Origin of the sequence: Runella sp. CRIBMP (assembly GCF_009905605.1) — a bacterium.
Lineage (GTDB): Bacteria > Bacteroidota > Bacteroidia > Cytophagales > Spirosomataceae > Runella.
The window spans coordinates 80,585-96,210 of the sequence record NZ_JAAAKZ010000004.1 but is presented as its reverse complement, the minus strand read 5'-3'; the positions used below and the strand labels follow the sequence as shown (position 1 = coordinate 96,210).

General features: G+C 45.4%; 10 protein-coding genes. 3 read left to right on the top strand and 7 right to left on the bottom strand.

All coding sequences use genetic code 11. The features are described 5' to 3' along the window. The gene (locus tag GVN20_RS13770; protein ID WP_166558894.1) at positions 1-843 is read right to left on the bottom strand and encodes an alpha/beta hydrolase; all 843 of its coding nucleotides are present in this window, start codon (positions 841-843) and stop codon (positions 1-3) included. A gap of 248 nt (positions 844-1,091) precedes the next feature. Here GVN20_RS13770 and GVN20_RS13765 point away from each other — a divergent pair, with 248 nt between their 5' ends. The 3 genes from GVN20_RS13765 to GVN20_RS13755 all read left to right on the top strand — a co-directional run bounded on the left by GVN20_RS13765 (position 1,092) and on the right by GVN20_RS13755 (position 3,223). Then, complete coding sequence (locus tag GVN20_RS13765) at positions 1,092-1,865, top strand: SDR family NAD(P)-dependent oxidoreductase (RefSeq protein WP_166558893.1); 774 nt, start codon at positions 1,092-1,094, stop codon at positions 1,863-1,865. Between the two features lie 60 nt (positions 1,866-1,925). Beyond that, positions 1,926-2,666, top strand: coding sequence for an SH3 domain-containing protein (locus GVN20_RS13760; RefSeq protein WP_166558892.1), 741 nt, complete (start codon positions 1,926-1,928; stop codon positions 2,664-2,666). An 80-nt stretch (positions 2,667-2,746) separates the two neighbouring features. Beyond that, positions 2,747-3,223, top strand: a complete 477-nt coding sequence (locus tag GVN20_RS13755) for a CHRD domain-containing protein (protein ID WP_166558891.1) — start codon at positions 2,747-2,749, stop codon at positions 3,221-3,223. A 131-nt stretch (positions 3,224-3,354) separates the two neighbouring features. On the opposite strand, the gene GVN20_RS13750 is transcribed toward GVN20_RS13755, so the two are convergent. The 6 genes from GVN20_RS13750 to GVN20_RS13725 form a co-directional block, all read right to left on the bottom strand. Further along, positions 3,355-5,628: an aconitate hydratase gene (locus tag GVN20_RS13750; protein ID WP_166558890.1), complete on the bottom strand. Its 2,274-nt coding sequence runs from the start codon at positions 5,626-5,628 to the stop codon at positions 3,355-3,357. A gap of 201 nt (positions 5,629-5,829) precedes the next feature. Continuing rightward, the gene (locus GVN20_RS13745) at positions 5,830-6,312 is read right to left on the bottom strand and encodes a hypothetical protein (RefSeq protein WP_166558889.1); all 483 of its coding nucleotides are present in this window, start codon (positions 6,310-6,312) and stop codon (positions 5,830-5,832) included. 94 nt (positions 6,313-6,406) lie between these two features. After that, on the bottom strand, positions 6,407-7,663 hold the full coding sequence (locus tag GVN20_RS13740) for an alkaline phosphatase family protein (protein WP_166558888.1): 1,257 nt from the start codon (positions 7,661-7,663) through the stop codon (positions 6,407-6,409). Beyond that, positions 7,660-9,972: a polyphosphate kinase 1 gene (gene ppk1 / locus GVN20_RS13735; RefSeq protein ID WP_166558887.1), complete on the bottom strand. Its 2,313-nt coding sequence runs from the start codon at positions 9,970-9,972 to the stop codon at positions 7,660-7,662. The genes GVN20_RS13740 and ppk1 overlap by 4 nt, the downstream gene beginning before the upstream one ends. A 238-nt stretch (positions 9,973-10,210) precedes the next feature. Beyond that, entirely contained in the window at positions 10,211-12,181 is a 1,971-nt protein-coding gene (gene gyrB / locus GVN20_RS13730) for a DNA topoisomerase (ATP-hydrolyzing) subunit B (RefSeq protein WP_166558886.1), read from the bottom strand. A 103-nt stretch (positions 12,182-12,284) separates the two neighbouring features. Then, positions 12,285-15,614: a VCBS repeat-containing protein gene (locus GVN20_RS13725; protein ID WP_166558885.1), complete on the bottom strand. Its 3,330-nt coding sequence runs from the start codon at positions 15,612-15,614 to the stop codon at positions 12,285-12,287. Between the last annotated feature and the right edge of the window lie 12 nt (positions 15,615-15,626).

The following is a 15,626-nucleotide window of genomic DNA, read 5'->3' as shown; positions in this document are numbered from 1 at the left end:
TCAATAAATACTTAATATCTTATCAATTAGCAGGTCTGCCGTAAAATCGTGGGTTTCTTCAGGATAAAAATAATAACGGTATTTTAGACGCAGAAGGTTGAGTTTGAAGCAAAGAATTTCACCTTGTTCTTTGGGAACCACCCTGTCTTTGCCGCCATAAAAAAGCATCGTAATCGGTGGGGCTTTGTGGTTAACGATAAAGAAAGGACTTGCTTTTTGGTATTCTTCTGGTGAATCTGAGAAGGTTTTTCCGATCAGTTGTTGAATTGGGATTTCGAGGCCCGCTTCCCGAAGTGGCTCGGAAGTTAAGTCGGTCGGGGCCGCAATACCCACCACTCCTTTGAGCTTTACCCCAGCAAAATTGGAATATGCATAATTTAAGGCCAAATGTCCCCCTGCGCTTACCCCACCAATCACAAACCCCTCTGGGGTGATGTTAAACTTATCGGCATTTTTCCGCAAATACTCCACCAATAGTTGGATGTCCGCCATTTGCTGCTCCAACCGAATGCCTTTGGTACTCGTAAGGCGATAATTAGCGTTGACGATGGTTAAATTTTTGTTTCGACCTTTGAGCCCCATCACGCTTGGAATCAGAAACGACTTATCTCCCGACCCCCACGCGCCTCCGTGCAACAATATCAACACTTCTGAAGGGCGCTCTCCCGTTGTCACAGGGGCGTATATATCGCATTTTTGAACTGGATCAGCACCGTACGCTTGATTAATAAACTCTCTGTAACCAGTCACTTCCTCTTCAATGGCTGGGGTAATCTCTGACAATTTACATCCTCCCAAGGCTACTATCAACCAGCCTGCCAATGCTAATGTATACTTATGCATCTTTTTTAGAAATTTTAATAAAAACAATACTACCTAATTGGCCTTATTTCTTCAAAAGAAACTTATTTAGTGGTTAAAGATACGATTTTGAATAATTGGTACATATACGATTGCAAACACGGTTTGGATTCATGGACCTAAAAAGTTAGTCATTTATAAAATTAGAGGGTTAAAAACGTTCAATTTTATAAAATCGCGGTAATTTTACGTCCTTTAGCGCTTTAATCAGCAAAAAGATTTTACACCTCATGTTTTCACTTACCGATAAAGTAGCCCTTATTACGGGCGGTGCCAGTGGTATTGGACTGGCAATCAGTCAACTCTTCGCCCAACAAGGCGCTTACGTCCATATTCTTGAACTGAACGAAACGCTCGCGCAAAGTGTGGCCGCTGAACTCCAAAACGAAGGGTTTAAGGCCCAAGCTCACGGGCTGGATGTCTCCAAACAGGCAGACGTGATTGCCACAATTGACGCCATTTCCCAACAACATCCCATTAATATTTTAGTCAATAACGCAGGAATCGCCCACATCGGTAAAGTACATACCACCACCGAAAGTGACTTTGACCGCATCATGAACGTCAATGTAAAGGGCATGTACAATTGCCTTTTTGCTACTATTCCCCATTTCTTGTCTAAAGGGGGCGGCGTTATTTTGAATACCGCTTCGGTGGCAGCATCGGTAGGGATTCCCGATCGTTTTGCGTACTCGACTGGTAAGGGTGCCGTCATTGCCATGACACTCTCGGTGGCTAAAGATTATTTACACAACAACATTCGTTGTAATTGCCTTTCGCCCGCTCGCGTACATACACCTTTTGTGGATGGCTTTATTGCTAAAAACTACCCCGGGCAAGAAGAAGAAATGTTTGAGAAACTTTCTAAAACACAACCCATCGGGCGAATGGCAAAACCCAAAGAAATTGCCGCGTTGGCCCTTTACCTGTGTTCTGACGAAGCAGGTTTCATTACAGGATGTGATTACTTAATCGACGGTGGTTTTGTGAAATTGAATAATTAATAAGAAAAAACGGGAAGAGTGGCGTGGAAAATGAGGGATATACCAACCGATAAAAAACAATTGAAGAACAATAAATGGTTATCGATTTGTTGGAAATGGATGTGTTTACTCATCATCACGCTGTCGACACAGGCGCAGGACGTAAACCTATCGCAAGCTGATTCGTTGTTTTTGAGCGGCCGGCAGGCAGAGGCAAAGGTACTGTACGAAAAGCACCTTTCGCAGGTCGTCAACACGACCGCTATTCCCATTCCAATTTATTATAAATTGGCTTTCATCAGCGAAAAGCAAAATGACTATGCACGGGCACTTTATTATCTAAGCATGATTTATAATAAACAACCCCGTCAAAACATCTTAAACAAAATCAACGAAATTGCCGCCAATCACAACCTGATGGGTTATGAAGTGGATGATTTTAGTTTTGTTTTCCTTTTCTTTCGCAAATACTCCCTCTACTTTAATTTATTTTTGTTGATTGTGGCCATTTATGCATTTTGGGCGTTAAACCAAAAGAGAGTCAAGGGAGAATCCATTCGAAGCCGTCATAAATTTGTGGTGATTGCCTATTTAATTGCCCTACTTTTGCTACTCAATCTCCCTGATTCTTACCAGATTGCCATCATCAACAAAGGTCAAACTTATCTGCGGGATGCCCCCTCCTCGGCGGCTCCGGTCACATTGTCGATTGCCCAGGGAAACAAAGTAACGGTCATCGGAGAAACCGACGAGTGGCTCCGTATTTGGTGGGACCAACAGCCGCTTTACGTTCGAAAATTAGACGTTTGGAGGGTACGTTGAAGGATTTTTATGCACAAATTTTTGTATATTCTGAGATAAACCTATATTATTGCAACTAAACAAACAAATCAGCAAATTCCATGAAGAGATTGACGCAAGCTTTACCCGTTTTTTTCGCCCTGTTCACGGTAGGCGTTATGGTTGGCTGTAAAGACGAAGGTCCACACACAAATCCAGAGGTTAAATTTGAAGCGACGTTGACTGGTGCTAATGAGGTTCCTCCTGTTACAACGAGTGCTACAGGTAGGATGGAAGGGATTTACAACAAAGAAACCAAAACCCTTACTTATACCATTACGTATTCTGGCCTTACCCCAACGGCTGGTCACTTCCACAGCGGAAACAGTTGGGAAACTGGCGGTGTAGTCCATACGTTTAGCGCAGTAACCACATCACCTATTTCTGGTAGATGGGAGGGATTAAACCAACAACAGGAAAATTTGCTTTTCTCAGGTCTATTTTACGCCAATCTTCACACGGCTGTTAATAGAGGTGGAGAAATTCGCGGTCAGGTAAATATGTCTGACTTTGTAGCTTGGAAGGCAGCCCGCCAATAACATTTCTGCAAAGACTTTTCAAAAAAAGCTGCCTCTCGGCAGCTTTTTTTATTTTGTCACTTCACCAACTGAACAAAAAATAAGCGGAGCAAATGCCCCGCTTACTCTATTACGTATTTCTGAGTAACAGACTAATTACCAGCAACTTGCGCCCGAATGATATTCAATGCAGCACCTGCTTTAAACCACTCGATTTGTTGGTCGTTGTAAGTATGATTGACTACTACTTCGTCTTTGGTTCCATCAGCGTGGTTGAATACCAACGTTAACGATTTTCCTGGAGCAAATTCTGTCAATCCAACAATATCAACGCTGTCGTCTTCTTGAATTTTGTCGTAATCAGCCTTATCCGCAAATGTTAAGGCCAACATTCCTTGTTTTTTCAGGTTGGTTTCGTGGATACGAGCAAACGATTTTACCAGTACCGCACGTACTCCCAAGTGGCGAGGCTCCATGGCCGCGTGCTCACGTGACGAGCCTTCACCGTAGTTTTCATCACCAACTACAATTGAACCGATACCCGCCGCTTTGTAAGCGCGCTGGGTAGCGGGTACAGGACCGTACTCGCCCGTCAATTGGTTTTTAACGTTATCCGTTTTCTCGTTAAAGAAGTTTACAGCACCAATCAAAAGGTTATTTGATATATTGTCTAAATGACCACGGTACTTCAACCACGGACCCGCCATCGAAATGTGGTCGGTAGTACACTTTCCTTTGGCTTTAATCAACACTTTCAAACCTTTGAGGTCGGTACCTTCCCAAGCCGCAAACGGGTCAAGCAATTGAAGACGATTCGATGTCGGAGAAACGGCTACTGAAATACCGCTGCCGTCTTCAGCAGGGGCTTGGTAGCCAGCATCTTCTACGTCAAAACCACGTGGTGGCAGTTCGTCTCCGCTTGGATCGTCAAGTCTTACCTCTTCCCCCAATTCGTTGATGAGGGTATCAGTCAGGGGATTAAATGTCAAATCACCCGCAATGGCCAAGGCCGTCACCAATTCAGGCGAGCCTACGAATGCCAGGGTGTTGGGGTTTCCGTCGGCCCGTTTGGCAAAGTTACGGTTAAACGAGTGAACGATGGTGTTGCGTTCTTGCTTTTCAGCACCCACCCGCGCCCACATTCCAATGCAGGGACCGCAGGCATTGGCAAATACTTTACCGCCAATTTCGTCAAAAGTGGCCAGGAAGCCATCTCTTTCTACCGTGTAACGCACTTGCTCAGAGCCGGGAGTGATGGTAAATTCAGCTTTGGTTTTAAGGTGTTTGGCCGCTACCTGACGCGCCAAAGAAGCCGAACGAGCAATGTCTTCGTAAGAAGAGTTGGTGCATGAACCAATCAACCCTACCTCAATTTTGGTCGGCCAACCATTGGCCAAAGCCGCTTCTTTCATTTTTGAAATTGGCGTTGCCAAGTCAGGCGTAAATGGCCCGTTCAAATGTGGCTCTAGTTCGCTGAGGTTGATTTCAATAACTTGGTCAAAATATTTTTCGGGTTCATCGTATACCCCCGCATCAGCCGTAAGGTGTTCTTTTACCGTGTTGGCTATGTCGGCTACGGCATCACGACCCGTTGAACGCAAGTAGCGCTCCATCGACTCGTCGTAGGCAAAGGTGGAAGTTGTGGCTCCGATTTCAGCACCCATGTTACAGATCGTTCCTTTGCCGGTACATGACATCGAAGTAGCCCCTTCACCAAAGTATTCCACAATAGCACCCGTTCCACCTTTTACAGTAAGAATACCTGCTACTTTTAGGATTACGTCTTTTGGCGACGTCCAGCCGCTCAATTTACCCGTTAGTTTTACCCCAATTAATTTAGGGAATTTAAGCTCCCACGGCAAGCCAGCCATTACGTCGCAGGCATCTGCACCACCCACTCCGATGGCAATCATTCCCAATCCACCCGCGTTTACGGTGTGTGAGTCGGTTCCGATCATCATACCGCCTGGAAATGCGTAGTTTTCAAGCACCACTTGGTGAATGATACCCGCTCCGGGTTTCCAGAAGCCAATGCCGTATTTATTGGAAACAGAAGAAAGGAAATCGTATACTTCCTGATTTTCAACCACTGCTTTACTTAAATCTTCCGACGAACCTACCTGGGCCGTAATTAAGTGGTCACAGTGTACGGTTGAAGGAACCGCTACTTTAGGACGACCCGCCTGCATGAACTGCAACAACGCCATTTGAGCCGTTGCATCCTGCATAGCTACGCGGTCGGGACCAAAATCAACGTATGATTTTCCACGCTCATAAACGGTGGTTGCGTCTCCTTGCGTAAGGTGAGCATACAGAATTTTTTCTGTATACGTAAGCGGACGGCCTACCACTTTACGAGCAGCCTCTACTCGTTCACCGAGCTTAGCATAGAGGCTTTGCATCATATCTAAATCAAATAATGCCATAGTATATGAAATTGATGAGTTAATTTACAGGCATAAAACTACAAACTGTAAAGCAAAATACCCTAAAAATCTTGCTAAATAGTTGTAGAAAACCTTCTACAACCTAAGGAAGCACCTTAGATTCAGGTTTTACTTGTTTTGCAATCGTTGTTCTACCCTGCTGTCTATTATAACCAACATCAATCCACGTGCAATCGTTTTTTATTGGCAAATTCTCACAAACTTTCGCTCATTGGTTTCGCCTTCTTTGCCCACGATTATCCCCAGTATCAATTCTTTAGTGGTTAATTTTACCACCCGCGTTTTCTTTTCCCAGGCCACCCCACCAAGAATTTGCTCCCCCAACGAAATCTGTTTTCCATCAAATTTAAAATCTGTCATTAATCTGGCGGGAAATGCTGGCGCTACACCATTAGTTCCCGAAAGATTATTTGTCACTTTTAACTGACCGTCGTTGGTAAATTCCAATAAATACGAATTTTCGGGGGCTTTTTTCCAAGAAGAATCGGCAATAACGGGACAGCATCCCCCAAAATAACGGAACTCCGTCATCGTCCATTTCCCAGTTAAAATCGGCTGATCGGAAATGCATCCCGCCGCCTCTGGGGCCAGTACTGCATCTGAAGTGGACTGACAGCGAATACCAATCAAAGCCACCAGTCCGAACAAAATTATTTTTTTCATTGTGTCAACGCATTCTGCTTATAATAGTATAGACAGCAAAAAAAGCTGCTAAAACCATGACGCTGACATCAAGCCAAAGGTTGGAATGGTGTATTTATTCTACCAACCACTTATTTTGTACATTGTATTTTGCTTCCAATACAATCTTATAAAACTTTGAAGGAATTTTTGTTACATCTATCAGGGCTTTTTCGTTGACGACGGGCACTTCGTCCATGAGCAAATAGCGATCTTTTTTACCCTGCTCAAATTCATTGGTGGTGGTTAGCCATATTTTTACGGTTCCTTCCTTTTCTAGCGCTTTCCACGTCAAGTCCAACTGATTTCCCTCTTTTTTCAAGGTTGAATTTACGAGCGACAATTTGCCAGTCAGAGGGTTTCCGTCCACTTCAAATGCCTGTATTTTAGGAATCGAAACGCCCAAATGCCGAGCGATAGATGGCATGATATCCACCACAGCAGGGAGCGTTTCGGCTCCCGTTTTTCCCTGAAAATAGGCATTAAGGTCTTTGGCATTGGTTACAATCCAAGTGCTCCGCTCCCGGTCCGACTGTCCTCCGTGGTTTTTGCCGCTTGCGGCGTCGCGTCCGTGATCAGTGGTAATATACAGTTGCCATTCTTCCCCAAAATTTTGCTCCCGATACTGAATGGCCTTCCACAATCGCCCCATTTGGTTGTCCATCAGACGAACTGCGTTGGTAAAACGGTCGCTGTCACCGAATTTATGCCCCATGTCGTCTGTATATTCCAAGTAAACCCACGAAAGGTCAGGTGCTTCGTTTTGGAGGTATCGCGCGGCTTCGTCAACCACTTTTTCGTCAATTTGATGGATATATTCGGCTTCTTTATCGTGCGGAAAATGAAGCGTATCCAATTCAAATCCGTCAAAGAAATAATCTAGTTGTAGTTGGTTGGTTTGCGGCAACCCTTCCCCAATCAGTTTTGTACGATTGTCGAGCCAAGTTGAAAAAACCGCTGTTTTCTTGTGAGGATACTGCGCTTCAAAAAACCTAAAAATGGTCCAATAATGATAATTAGGGTCTTTGATGTTATTGTCCCACACGTTGTGTTTGTTTACCCACGTTCCCGTCAACAAGCTATTGTACCCCACCGCCGAGATGGTGGGAGTTTGAGAATAGGTGTTTTTTTTGCCGCCCACATACGCTCGTGTGTAGCCTCCCGTTTGGGCAATAGCCGTCAGATTTGGCAATTTTAACTTTTCAATCACATCCGCCGCAATTCCGTCGACAATGACAAAGAGCGCTTTTTTCTTCTCTGTTTGAGCTTGAATAGGCTGCAAAAAACAACCCCCAAATAAAACAAAAGACAACGAGACTAAAACGACTCTCATACCTCTGATTCAGAAAGGGTTATGGTTGGTTCGACCGTTGAATTTTCGGTTGATTCGGCCTTGGCTTCGGCAAAAAGTTTTGCTTTCATTACTTCTTCCAAAGTTACGTGGAAGAACTTTTTGTGAATATCAAACGATTCTTCGTCCCCCTTTTCCACGCATTTTACGTAATGCCCATCTTCCAACAACTCGTACGAATTGACATTGTCACGAAGATTATAATCCAAAATATTGATGGCCTGCTGCTTCACGCGGAGATTAACAAAGGCAAACATGGATTCAATCCGGCGGTCAAAGGAGCGCACCATGACGTCGGCACTGCCCCCGTATATCTTGGGATTGCCGTTATTGTGGAAATAGAAAATCCGGGTGTGTTCAAGAAAATCACCCACAATTGAACGCACAGTAATGTTTTCACTCAACCCCTGCCGCCCAGGACGAAGACAACAAATACCCCTTACAATCAGCCGAATAGGCACTCCCGCCTGTGATGCCTTGTAGAGTTCCTCAATAGTTGTTTTATCTTCCAACGAGTTGATTTTAAAGCAGATACCACTCACCAAACCGTTGGCCGCATTGGTAGCTTCTTGCTGAATCAACTTGATGATTTGCTTGCGCATGTCGCGCGGAGCCGTGAGTAAATATTGGTAATCATTGGGCAATGAATGCCCCGTAATGACGTTAAAAAACTCGGTAATGTCGCGGTTGTAGACTTCATCGCAGGTCAGAAGGCCAATATCAGTATATAGTTTGGCCGTTTCTTCGTTATAATTTCCACTGGCCAAGTGTGAATAACTTATGACGCCCTCCTCTTCGGCCCGCACAATCTGAAGTAGTTTGGTATGAGTTTTGAAACGGCTAATGCCGTAAATAACAAAGCACCCCGCTTTTTGCAGGCGTTGGGCTTCCCGCATGTTATTTTCTTCGTCAAAGCGGGCTTTTACCTCAAAAAGTACCGAGACGTGCTTGCCGTTTTCGGCGGCTTTCAGCAAGGCCTCTGTGATGCGTGATTTTTTGGCCAAACGATAAATGGTCAATTTAATCGCCAACACTTTGGGGTCGTCAGCGGCTTCTTCCAAAAGCTCCAGTACGGGCTCAAAATTATTGTAAGGGTGATGCAGAAGTATATCCCCTTCTTTGATGGTTTCAAAAATATCCTCCATCTCTTCGCGAGTTACCCCCAAAGGCGGTACGGGTGCGGGCGGGGTAGGAACCAACTCCGCAAACTCTGGATGTTTGATTATTTGCCACAAACAAGTAAAGTCTAAGAGATGTCGGCAGGTAAAAACGTTATAATCATCTATTTCCCAACGTTTTTTCAATAAATTGAGCAGCCATTCGGAGATATTTGGCTCCACTTCCATACGTACCACTCGCCCCAACCGACGCGTTTTGAGTTTTTGCTTTACTTCGTCCAAAAAGTCGGTTTCAACGTCGTCGTTGTCATCAATGGAAAAATCACCATTTCGCACGATTCTGAACAAATGCATATCCAAAATCTCGACATTGCGGTACAGTTTGCGCAGTTCATGCCGCATGATTTCTTCAATGGGAATAAATACGGTTTCCCCGTTTTTTCGTTCAATTGTATACAAACGTTTCAGATTGGCGGGAATCTGAACAAACGAAATTTTACGATTTTCTTCATCTTCCTTCAACGATTCGGTGGCGCGAGTGACGACGGCGAAAATCAGGGTTTTGGCCAGCAGAATGGGGAAAGTATGCGTATAGTCAAACAGCATGGGCGTAAGCATCGGATAAATGGTCCGGTCAAAGTATTTCCCAACTTCTTCCTGCTCAGGTGCTTCCAAATCATCCCACCGACCTATTTTTAATTTTTGTTCTCCGAAAAGGGGCAATAAATCATTCTCAAAAACTTCGTCCTGTTCCTGTGTGAACTTGTGAATGGCGGAAAATAATGCTTTCCGAAACGGAATTTCTCGTAATCCTGAATAATCCACCCGCTCTTTTCCGTAGTCAAGATAATTGTACAAACTCCCCACCCTAATGGTAAAAAATTCATCAAGGTTTGAATCTGAAATCGCCAGAAATTTCATCCGCTCAAATACGGTCCGACGGGCACTACGTGCTTGGTCCAATACCCGGTAATTGAATTGTAGCCAGCTAAGGTCGCGGCTGATAAAATTACTTTGCTCAATGGTCTGACTAAGGCGTTCGGCCGAGCGGGCAAAGCGGTCTCCGTCGTAAGGCGCTTCCCCTTCCTTCACTTCTTTACGGTCGCGAATAAAAGAAAATAAAGAAGAAAAACCACTTTTGCGATTATCGTTAGAATGCTGAGAACTAGGCATAAGAAATTCGGAATTTAAAACAATCTTTTAACTGAGATAACCAATGGAATATATATTTATTCAAATGCGTAAACGTGGTGATTATTGTTCAGAAAGAGCGTTTTCTGCAAAACCGCTCTCTTTTCATTTATCCCATGGCTCACGTAATGAAGTAAGGTCAAAGGTACTTTATAAAACAATTGAGCCACTCGTCCCGGGGGCAGAGTGGCTCAATTTAATGGTTTGTTAACACTAACAATTAGACGTCCACTCTCGCATATTTAGCATTACGTTCAATAAACTCACGACGGGGGGCAACTTCGTCGCCCATCAGCATTGAGAACAGGTGGTCTGCTTCGGCCGCCGAATCAATGCTTACCTGCTTCAAACTGCGGCGCGTAGGGTCCATGGTCGTTTCCCAGAGCTGCTCAGGGTTCATTTCTCCCAAACCTTTGTAGCGCTGAATGTAAACACTATCTTCTTTGCCACCCGCAATTTCCATCACGGCTTGCTCGCGTTGGGTTTCAGTCCAGCAGTAACGCTCTTCTTTGCCCTTCTTCACCAAGTACAACGGCGGTTGTGCAATATACACGTACCCGTTGTCAATGAGGTCTTTCATGTATCGGAAGAAGAACGTCAAAATCAACGTACGGATGTGGCTTCCGTCCACGTCAGCATCGGTCATGATGATCACTTTGTGGTAGCGGAGCTTGTCCATATTGAGGGCGCGCTCGTCGCCATCTTTTCCAAACACAACTCCCAAAGCGGTAATCATGTTTTTGATTTCGTCGTTTTCATATATCTTGTATTCCTGCGCTTTTTCTACGTTCAGGATTTTACCACGAAGCGGCAAGATGGCCTGAAAAGCACGGTTACGGCCTTGTTTGGCCGAGCCACCCGCCGAGTCCCCTTCCACGAGGTACAATTCGCAGCCCGCAGGGTCAGTTTCGGAGCAGTCAGCCAGTTTTCCAGGTAAGCCTGTGCCTCCCAATACCGTTTTGCGTTGCACCATTTCACGGGCTTTGCGGGCGGCAATACGGGCTTTGGCGGCGAGGATTACTTTATCAACGATGGTACGTGCTTCTTTGGGGTTTTCCTGCAAGAAGTTGTCGAGCATTTCGCTCACCACTTGGCTTACCGCCCCCGCCACGTCGGAGTTACCTAACTTGGTTTTAGTTTGTCCTTCAAACTGCGGTTCTTGCACCTTTACCGAGATGACCGCCGTCAGACCTTCGCGGAAGTCATCGCCGCTGATTTCAATTTTCTCTTTGGCCAGTATTCCCGACTTTTCGGCGTAGTTTTTGAGCGTCCTTGTCAGCGCCATACGGAAACCCGATACGTGGGTACCGCCTTCGATGGTGTTGATGTTGTTGACGTAAGAAACCACGTTTTCAGAATACGACGTGTTATAAATCATCGCCACCTCTACTGGTACCACCCCTTTTTCATTCTCCATATAAATGGGGGTCGGGATGAGGTGATCGCGGGTGTTGTCCAAGTAAGTAACGAACTCAACCAAACCACCCTGTGAATGAAACTCTTCGTAGCGAGGCTGACCACTTTCGTCAAGGTCTCTCAAATCAGTGAGTGTCAGCGTGATTCCTTTGTTCAGGAAAGAAAGTTCGCGAATTCGGTTAGCAACGGTTTCGTACTTGTACTCAGATGCCGTAAAAATGCTGTCATCAGGGAGGAAGTGAACAAAGGTCCCAGTGTCATCGGCTGAGCCAATAGCACGAACAGGATAAAGGGGCTTGCCGATGCTGTACTCTTGCTCAAATATTTTTCCCTCACGATGTACTTCAACACGCAGGTATTTTGAAAGGGCATTAACACAAGATACCCCTACCCCGTGCAATCCACCAGAAACTTTGTAGGTATCCTTGTCAAATTTTCCCCCCGCGTGAAGTACAGTCATAACCACTTCAAGGGCCGACTTTTTCTCCTTGGTATGCATTCCCGTCGGGATTCCCCGTCCGTTGTCCTTTACCGTTACGGAATTGTCGGTATTAATTACTACCTCAATCCGATCACAATACCCCGCCAGCGCTTCGTCAATGGAGTTGTCTACAACCTCCCAAATAAGGTGGTGAAGGCCTTTGACGCCGATGTCACCAATGTACATTGCGGGACGCTTCCGCACCGCCTCCAGACCCTCAAGAACTTGAATGTTTTCGGCTGAATAATTACTTTTGTCTACTTGTTCCGGAATTTCAATCGTTTCGTTTGCCATATTTTGGAATTAGTAACGAATAGGGTGCTCCCACTGTAAATATTTCAATTTTTTAACGCGTAAAGATACAAGAATCTGGGCAAAAATCCTAAATTTTACTGGTTTAAGGCAACCTATACGTTTGAACTGACTGGTGGTTAATTCCGAACAATAAATAGGGACCCACAGCACGTATAGAGCGCACCTCTCCTTCTATGTTTAAACCTGCTTTTTCCTGATTTGCATAACGAAAATCGTGATTACCCGCGTTTAGAAATACCTGCCCTTTACTGGCGTCAATTTTTCCCAAACGAACGCGGGTCCGGTCCAAATTGCCGCCCAAAATTACGTCTGGCTTTCCGTCTTTGTCGATGTCTACCACCTCAATACCGTACACAGGAGCAAATTGGGCCTCAATTGGCAGAGGGTTGAAAACGAATTGGCCACGCTCGTTCCACAGGATTCCAGTGCGTAATTCCTGCGCATTAGATTGGCGCGCCGACTTCAGCAAATCATCGCCCAACATTTCAGACAGGGTGGCAGTGGCGTAAGTCACATAACTAGAATATTTCTTTTTGAGGGCGGGGATTTGGTCCAACAATTCATCACGACCCGCATAAGGGTATTCTTTTCCGTTCTCAGTGACGGCTACCAAAGGCAACATTCCGTCATTTCCTGAAAAATCGTTAAAGTACAATTTTAGTTGGTCGCCCGAAGTAACGTGGTATTGGGTATTGAGGCCCATGTTTCCAACCAAAAAATCATCATCCCCGTCGTTGTCCAAATCGGCTTTTTTGAGTGCATAAGACAGCTGAGAAGTAAGCGATTTCGTCGCTTCTTTGGCTTCATTCCATTTTCCGTTTAGATTGAGATACACCATGGGTCTCATCCACTCACCCGCAAGGAGTAAATCAGGTTTTTTATCACCATTTACATCGGAAAAAGCCGCTCCTGTTACTAATGATGAATGTGAAAAAGTACGCACTGCCGAAAAATTCCCTTTGCCGTCATTTTGCATTAAAACCGACTTCTGCGCCTCTGGATACCTTCCGGGTGTGCAATGCGCCCCGATGAATAAATCTTGGTCGCCATCGGCGTCAATATCTGCCGCTACCACGATCGATGCGTTGATGCGTAACTTGCTCAATTCGTCTGACAGTTTTGCTCGTACAAATTTTCCTTTTTGATTAAAATACAAACGAGGTTGCAAGAGCGAATCCACGGGCGTTAAGGCGTAGCCAGCACTGACTACCGCCAAATCTAAATCGGAATCGCCGTCGGCGTCAAAAAAAACCGCACTCGCATCCTCAAACACAGCATCTTTTTGAAAATCTACCTGTAACGAGTTGACAAAGCCCGCGTTCGTTTGGACAAACAATCCTCCTGCCTGCCCACGTCCGCCACCGATGTACACATCTTCACGGCCATCGCTGTTTACATCGCCTTTGGCCATGCAGGGCCCCACCCCCGAAAGCATTTGAGGCAGCAACGTCTGAATTTTAAAATCATTGACCAAGGGAATGGAATGGGTAAAAAGAGAGGACGAAACTGGCGTGAGCAACGGCCGCTGAGCGGTGAAAGCTGAAAGGCCCGCAGTGGTCAAAATTGCGTCGGCATAATCCGTAATAAGGCGTTGGTTAGTTTTAGGGGCTTTGACCAAAAATGATTTTCCATCGGCCCAAGTGACGGTCAGTGAGTCAATCTCTGTTGTTTTTCCAAGCCCAAAATGCAGCGGCACATACATCGCCGACTGAAACCCCCGAACGGGCTGAAACTCCTGCGTCTGTGCCAAATTTTTGGAATATACGCGTACTTTTGCGCCAATTTTCAAGGCTTCGTTGGGTGCTTTGAGTAGCACTTGAAGGTAGTTTTGCGGGCTTTTCTGTTGTCCGTTGTTTTGATAAATAAAGGCTTTTTCGCTCACATTATTGGTCACCAAATCCAAGTCTCCGTCGTTGTCCAAATCAGCATAAACCGCCCCGTTTGATTGACTGGGCTGCTCAAAACCCCACTCTTTGATTTTATTGTCAAAGCCCCCCTCCCACGTTCCTTGCTCCGTAAAGCCTTTATTTTTGAAGATATAATTAGGCTCGTTGATGGGCGGCATTTTGGCAATTACGTCCATCGTTTCAGGATTTTTACCCGTTTGGCGGCTTTCCGTCTGTACGTCAGCGGAGTATTTCAAAAACTCCATGTTGGTATAATCCCGGGCGTATCCATTGGTAATAAAAAGGTCATTGAATCCGTCATTGTCAAAGTCTGCAAACAGCGCCGACCAACTCCAATCCGTATTGGAAATCCCCGCCAATTGCCCGATTTCAGAAAATCCTACTCCTGCCCCTAACTGGGGGGAGGTTGGGAGGCCAGTATTCAACTGCAACATATTCCGCATGGTCTGCTGGTGAAAGCCCGCCCGAATAAGGGATTGGTATTTATCGTAATTATCATCCCCCGCGGTGAGTTTGATGCGTTCGTTTTGGGCGGGCAACATATCCAACGTCACAATGTCCATCCATCCATCATTGTTGACATCGGCGGCATCGGTGCCCATCGAATAGAGAGAGGTGTGTCCCATTGCTTCCCTGATGGATTCTTTAAAGCCTTTTCCCTGCTGATTAAGGTATAAATAATCGTTTTCGTTGTAGTCGTTAGATACGTATAAATCCAGCCAGCCGTCGTTGTTCAAATCCGTCACATTCAGCCCTAAACCAAAACTTAATACGTTGTTAATCAAGCCCACTTCGCGTGATACATCCACAAATTTTCCCGCGTCATTTCTCATCAATTTGCTCCCGTAACGGGTATCGGTTTGATCCCGGTATTGCGCAATCAAATTGCTAAAACCCGCGTACTCTTGCACCGAATGGTTCAGCAAAAAGCAGTCTAAATCTCCGTCTTTGTCGTAATCAAAAAACGCGGTCTGCGTGGTGTAGGAAGGGTCGTCGAGGCCATATTCAGCCGCTTTTTCGATAAACCGCACCCCATTTTCGACTTTGCCTTGATTGATATACAATAGATTACGACGCAAATTCGGGTCTTCGGCCCCAGAGCGAGAAACGTAAATATCCAGCCAACCGTCGTTGTTAATATCAACAACCGACACGCCCGTTTTCCAGCCGCTGTGTTTGATTCCTGCGGCTTCAGTAATGTCTTCGAAAGTGATACCTTCGCCTTTTGCCGTCAAATTCAGGTACAATTTATCGGCTACCATATTTCCCGTAAAATACAGGTCAACAAGGCCATCGTTGTTAAAGTCACCCGCGGCCACTCCACCACCATTATAGAAATAACCGTAGCCTAGTACATTGTTATCGGCGTCTTCTTCCACAAAATTATTGAAGGTCACCCCCGTATCGTCGGCGTCTAAGCGGGTAAACAGGGTATCAGAATCGGGGCGGCATGATGCCAAAATCGACCCAAGGGCAAGCACAAAAAAGCATTTAAAAGTAGACATCTACGTAAATTT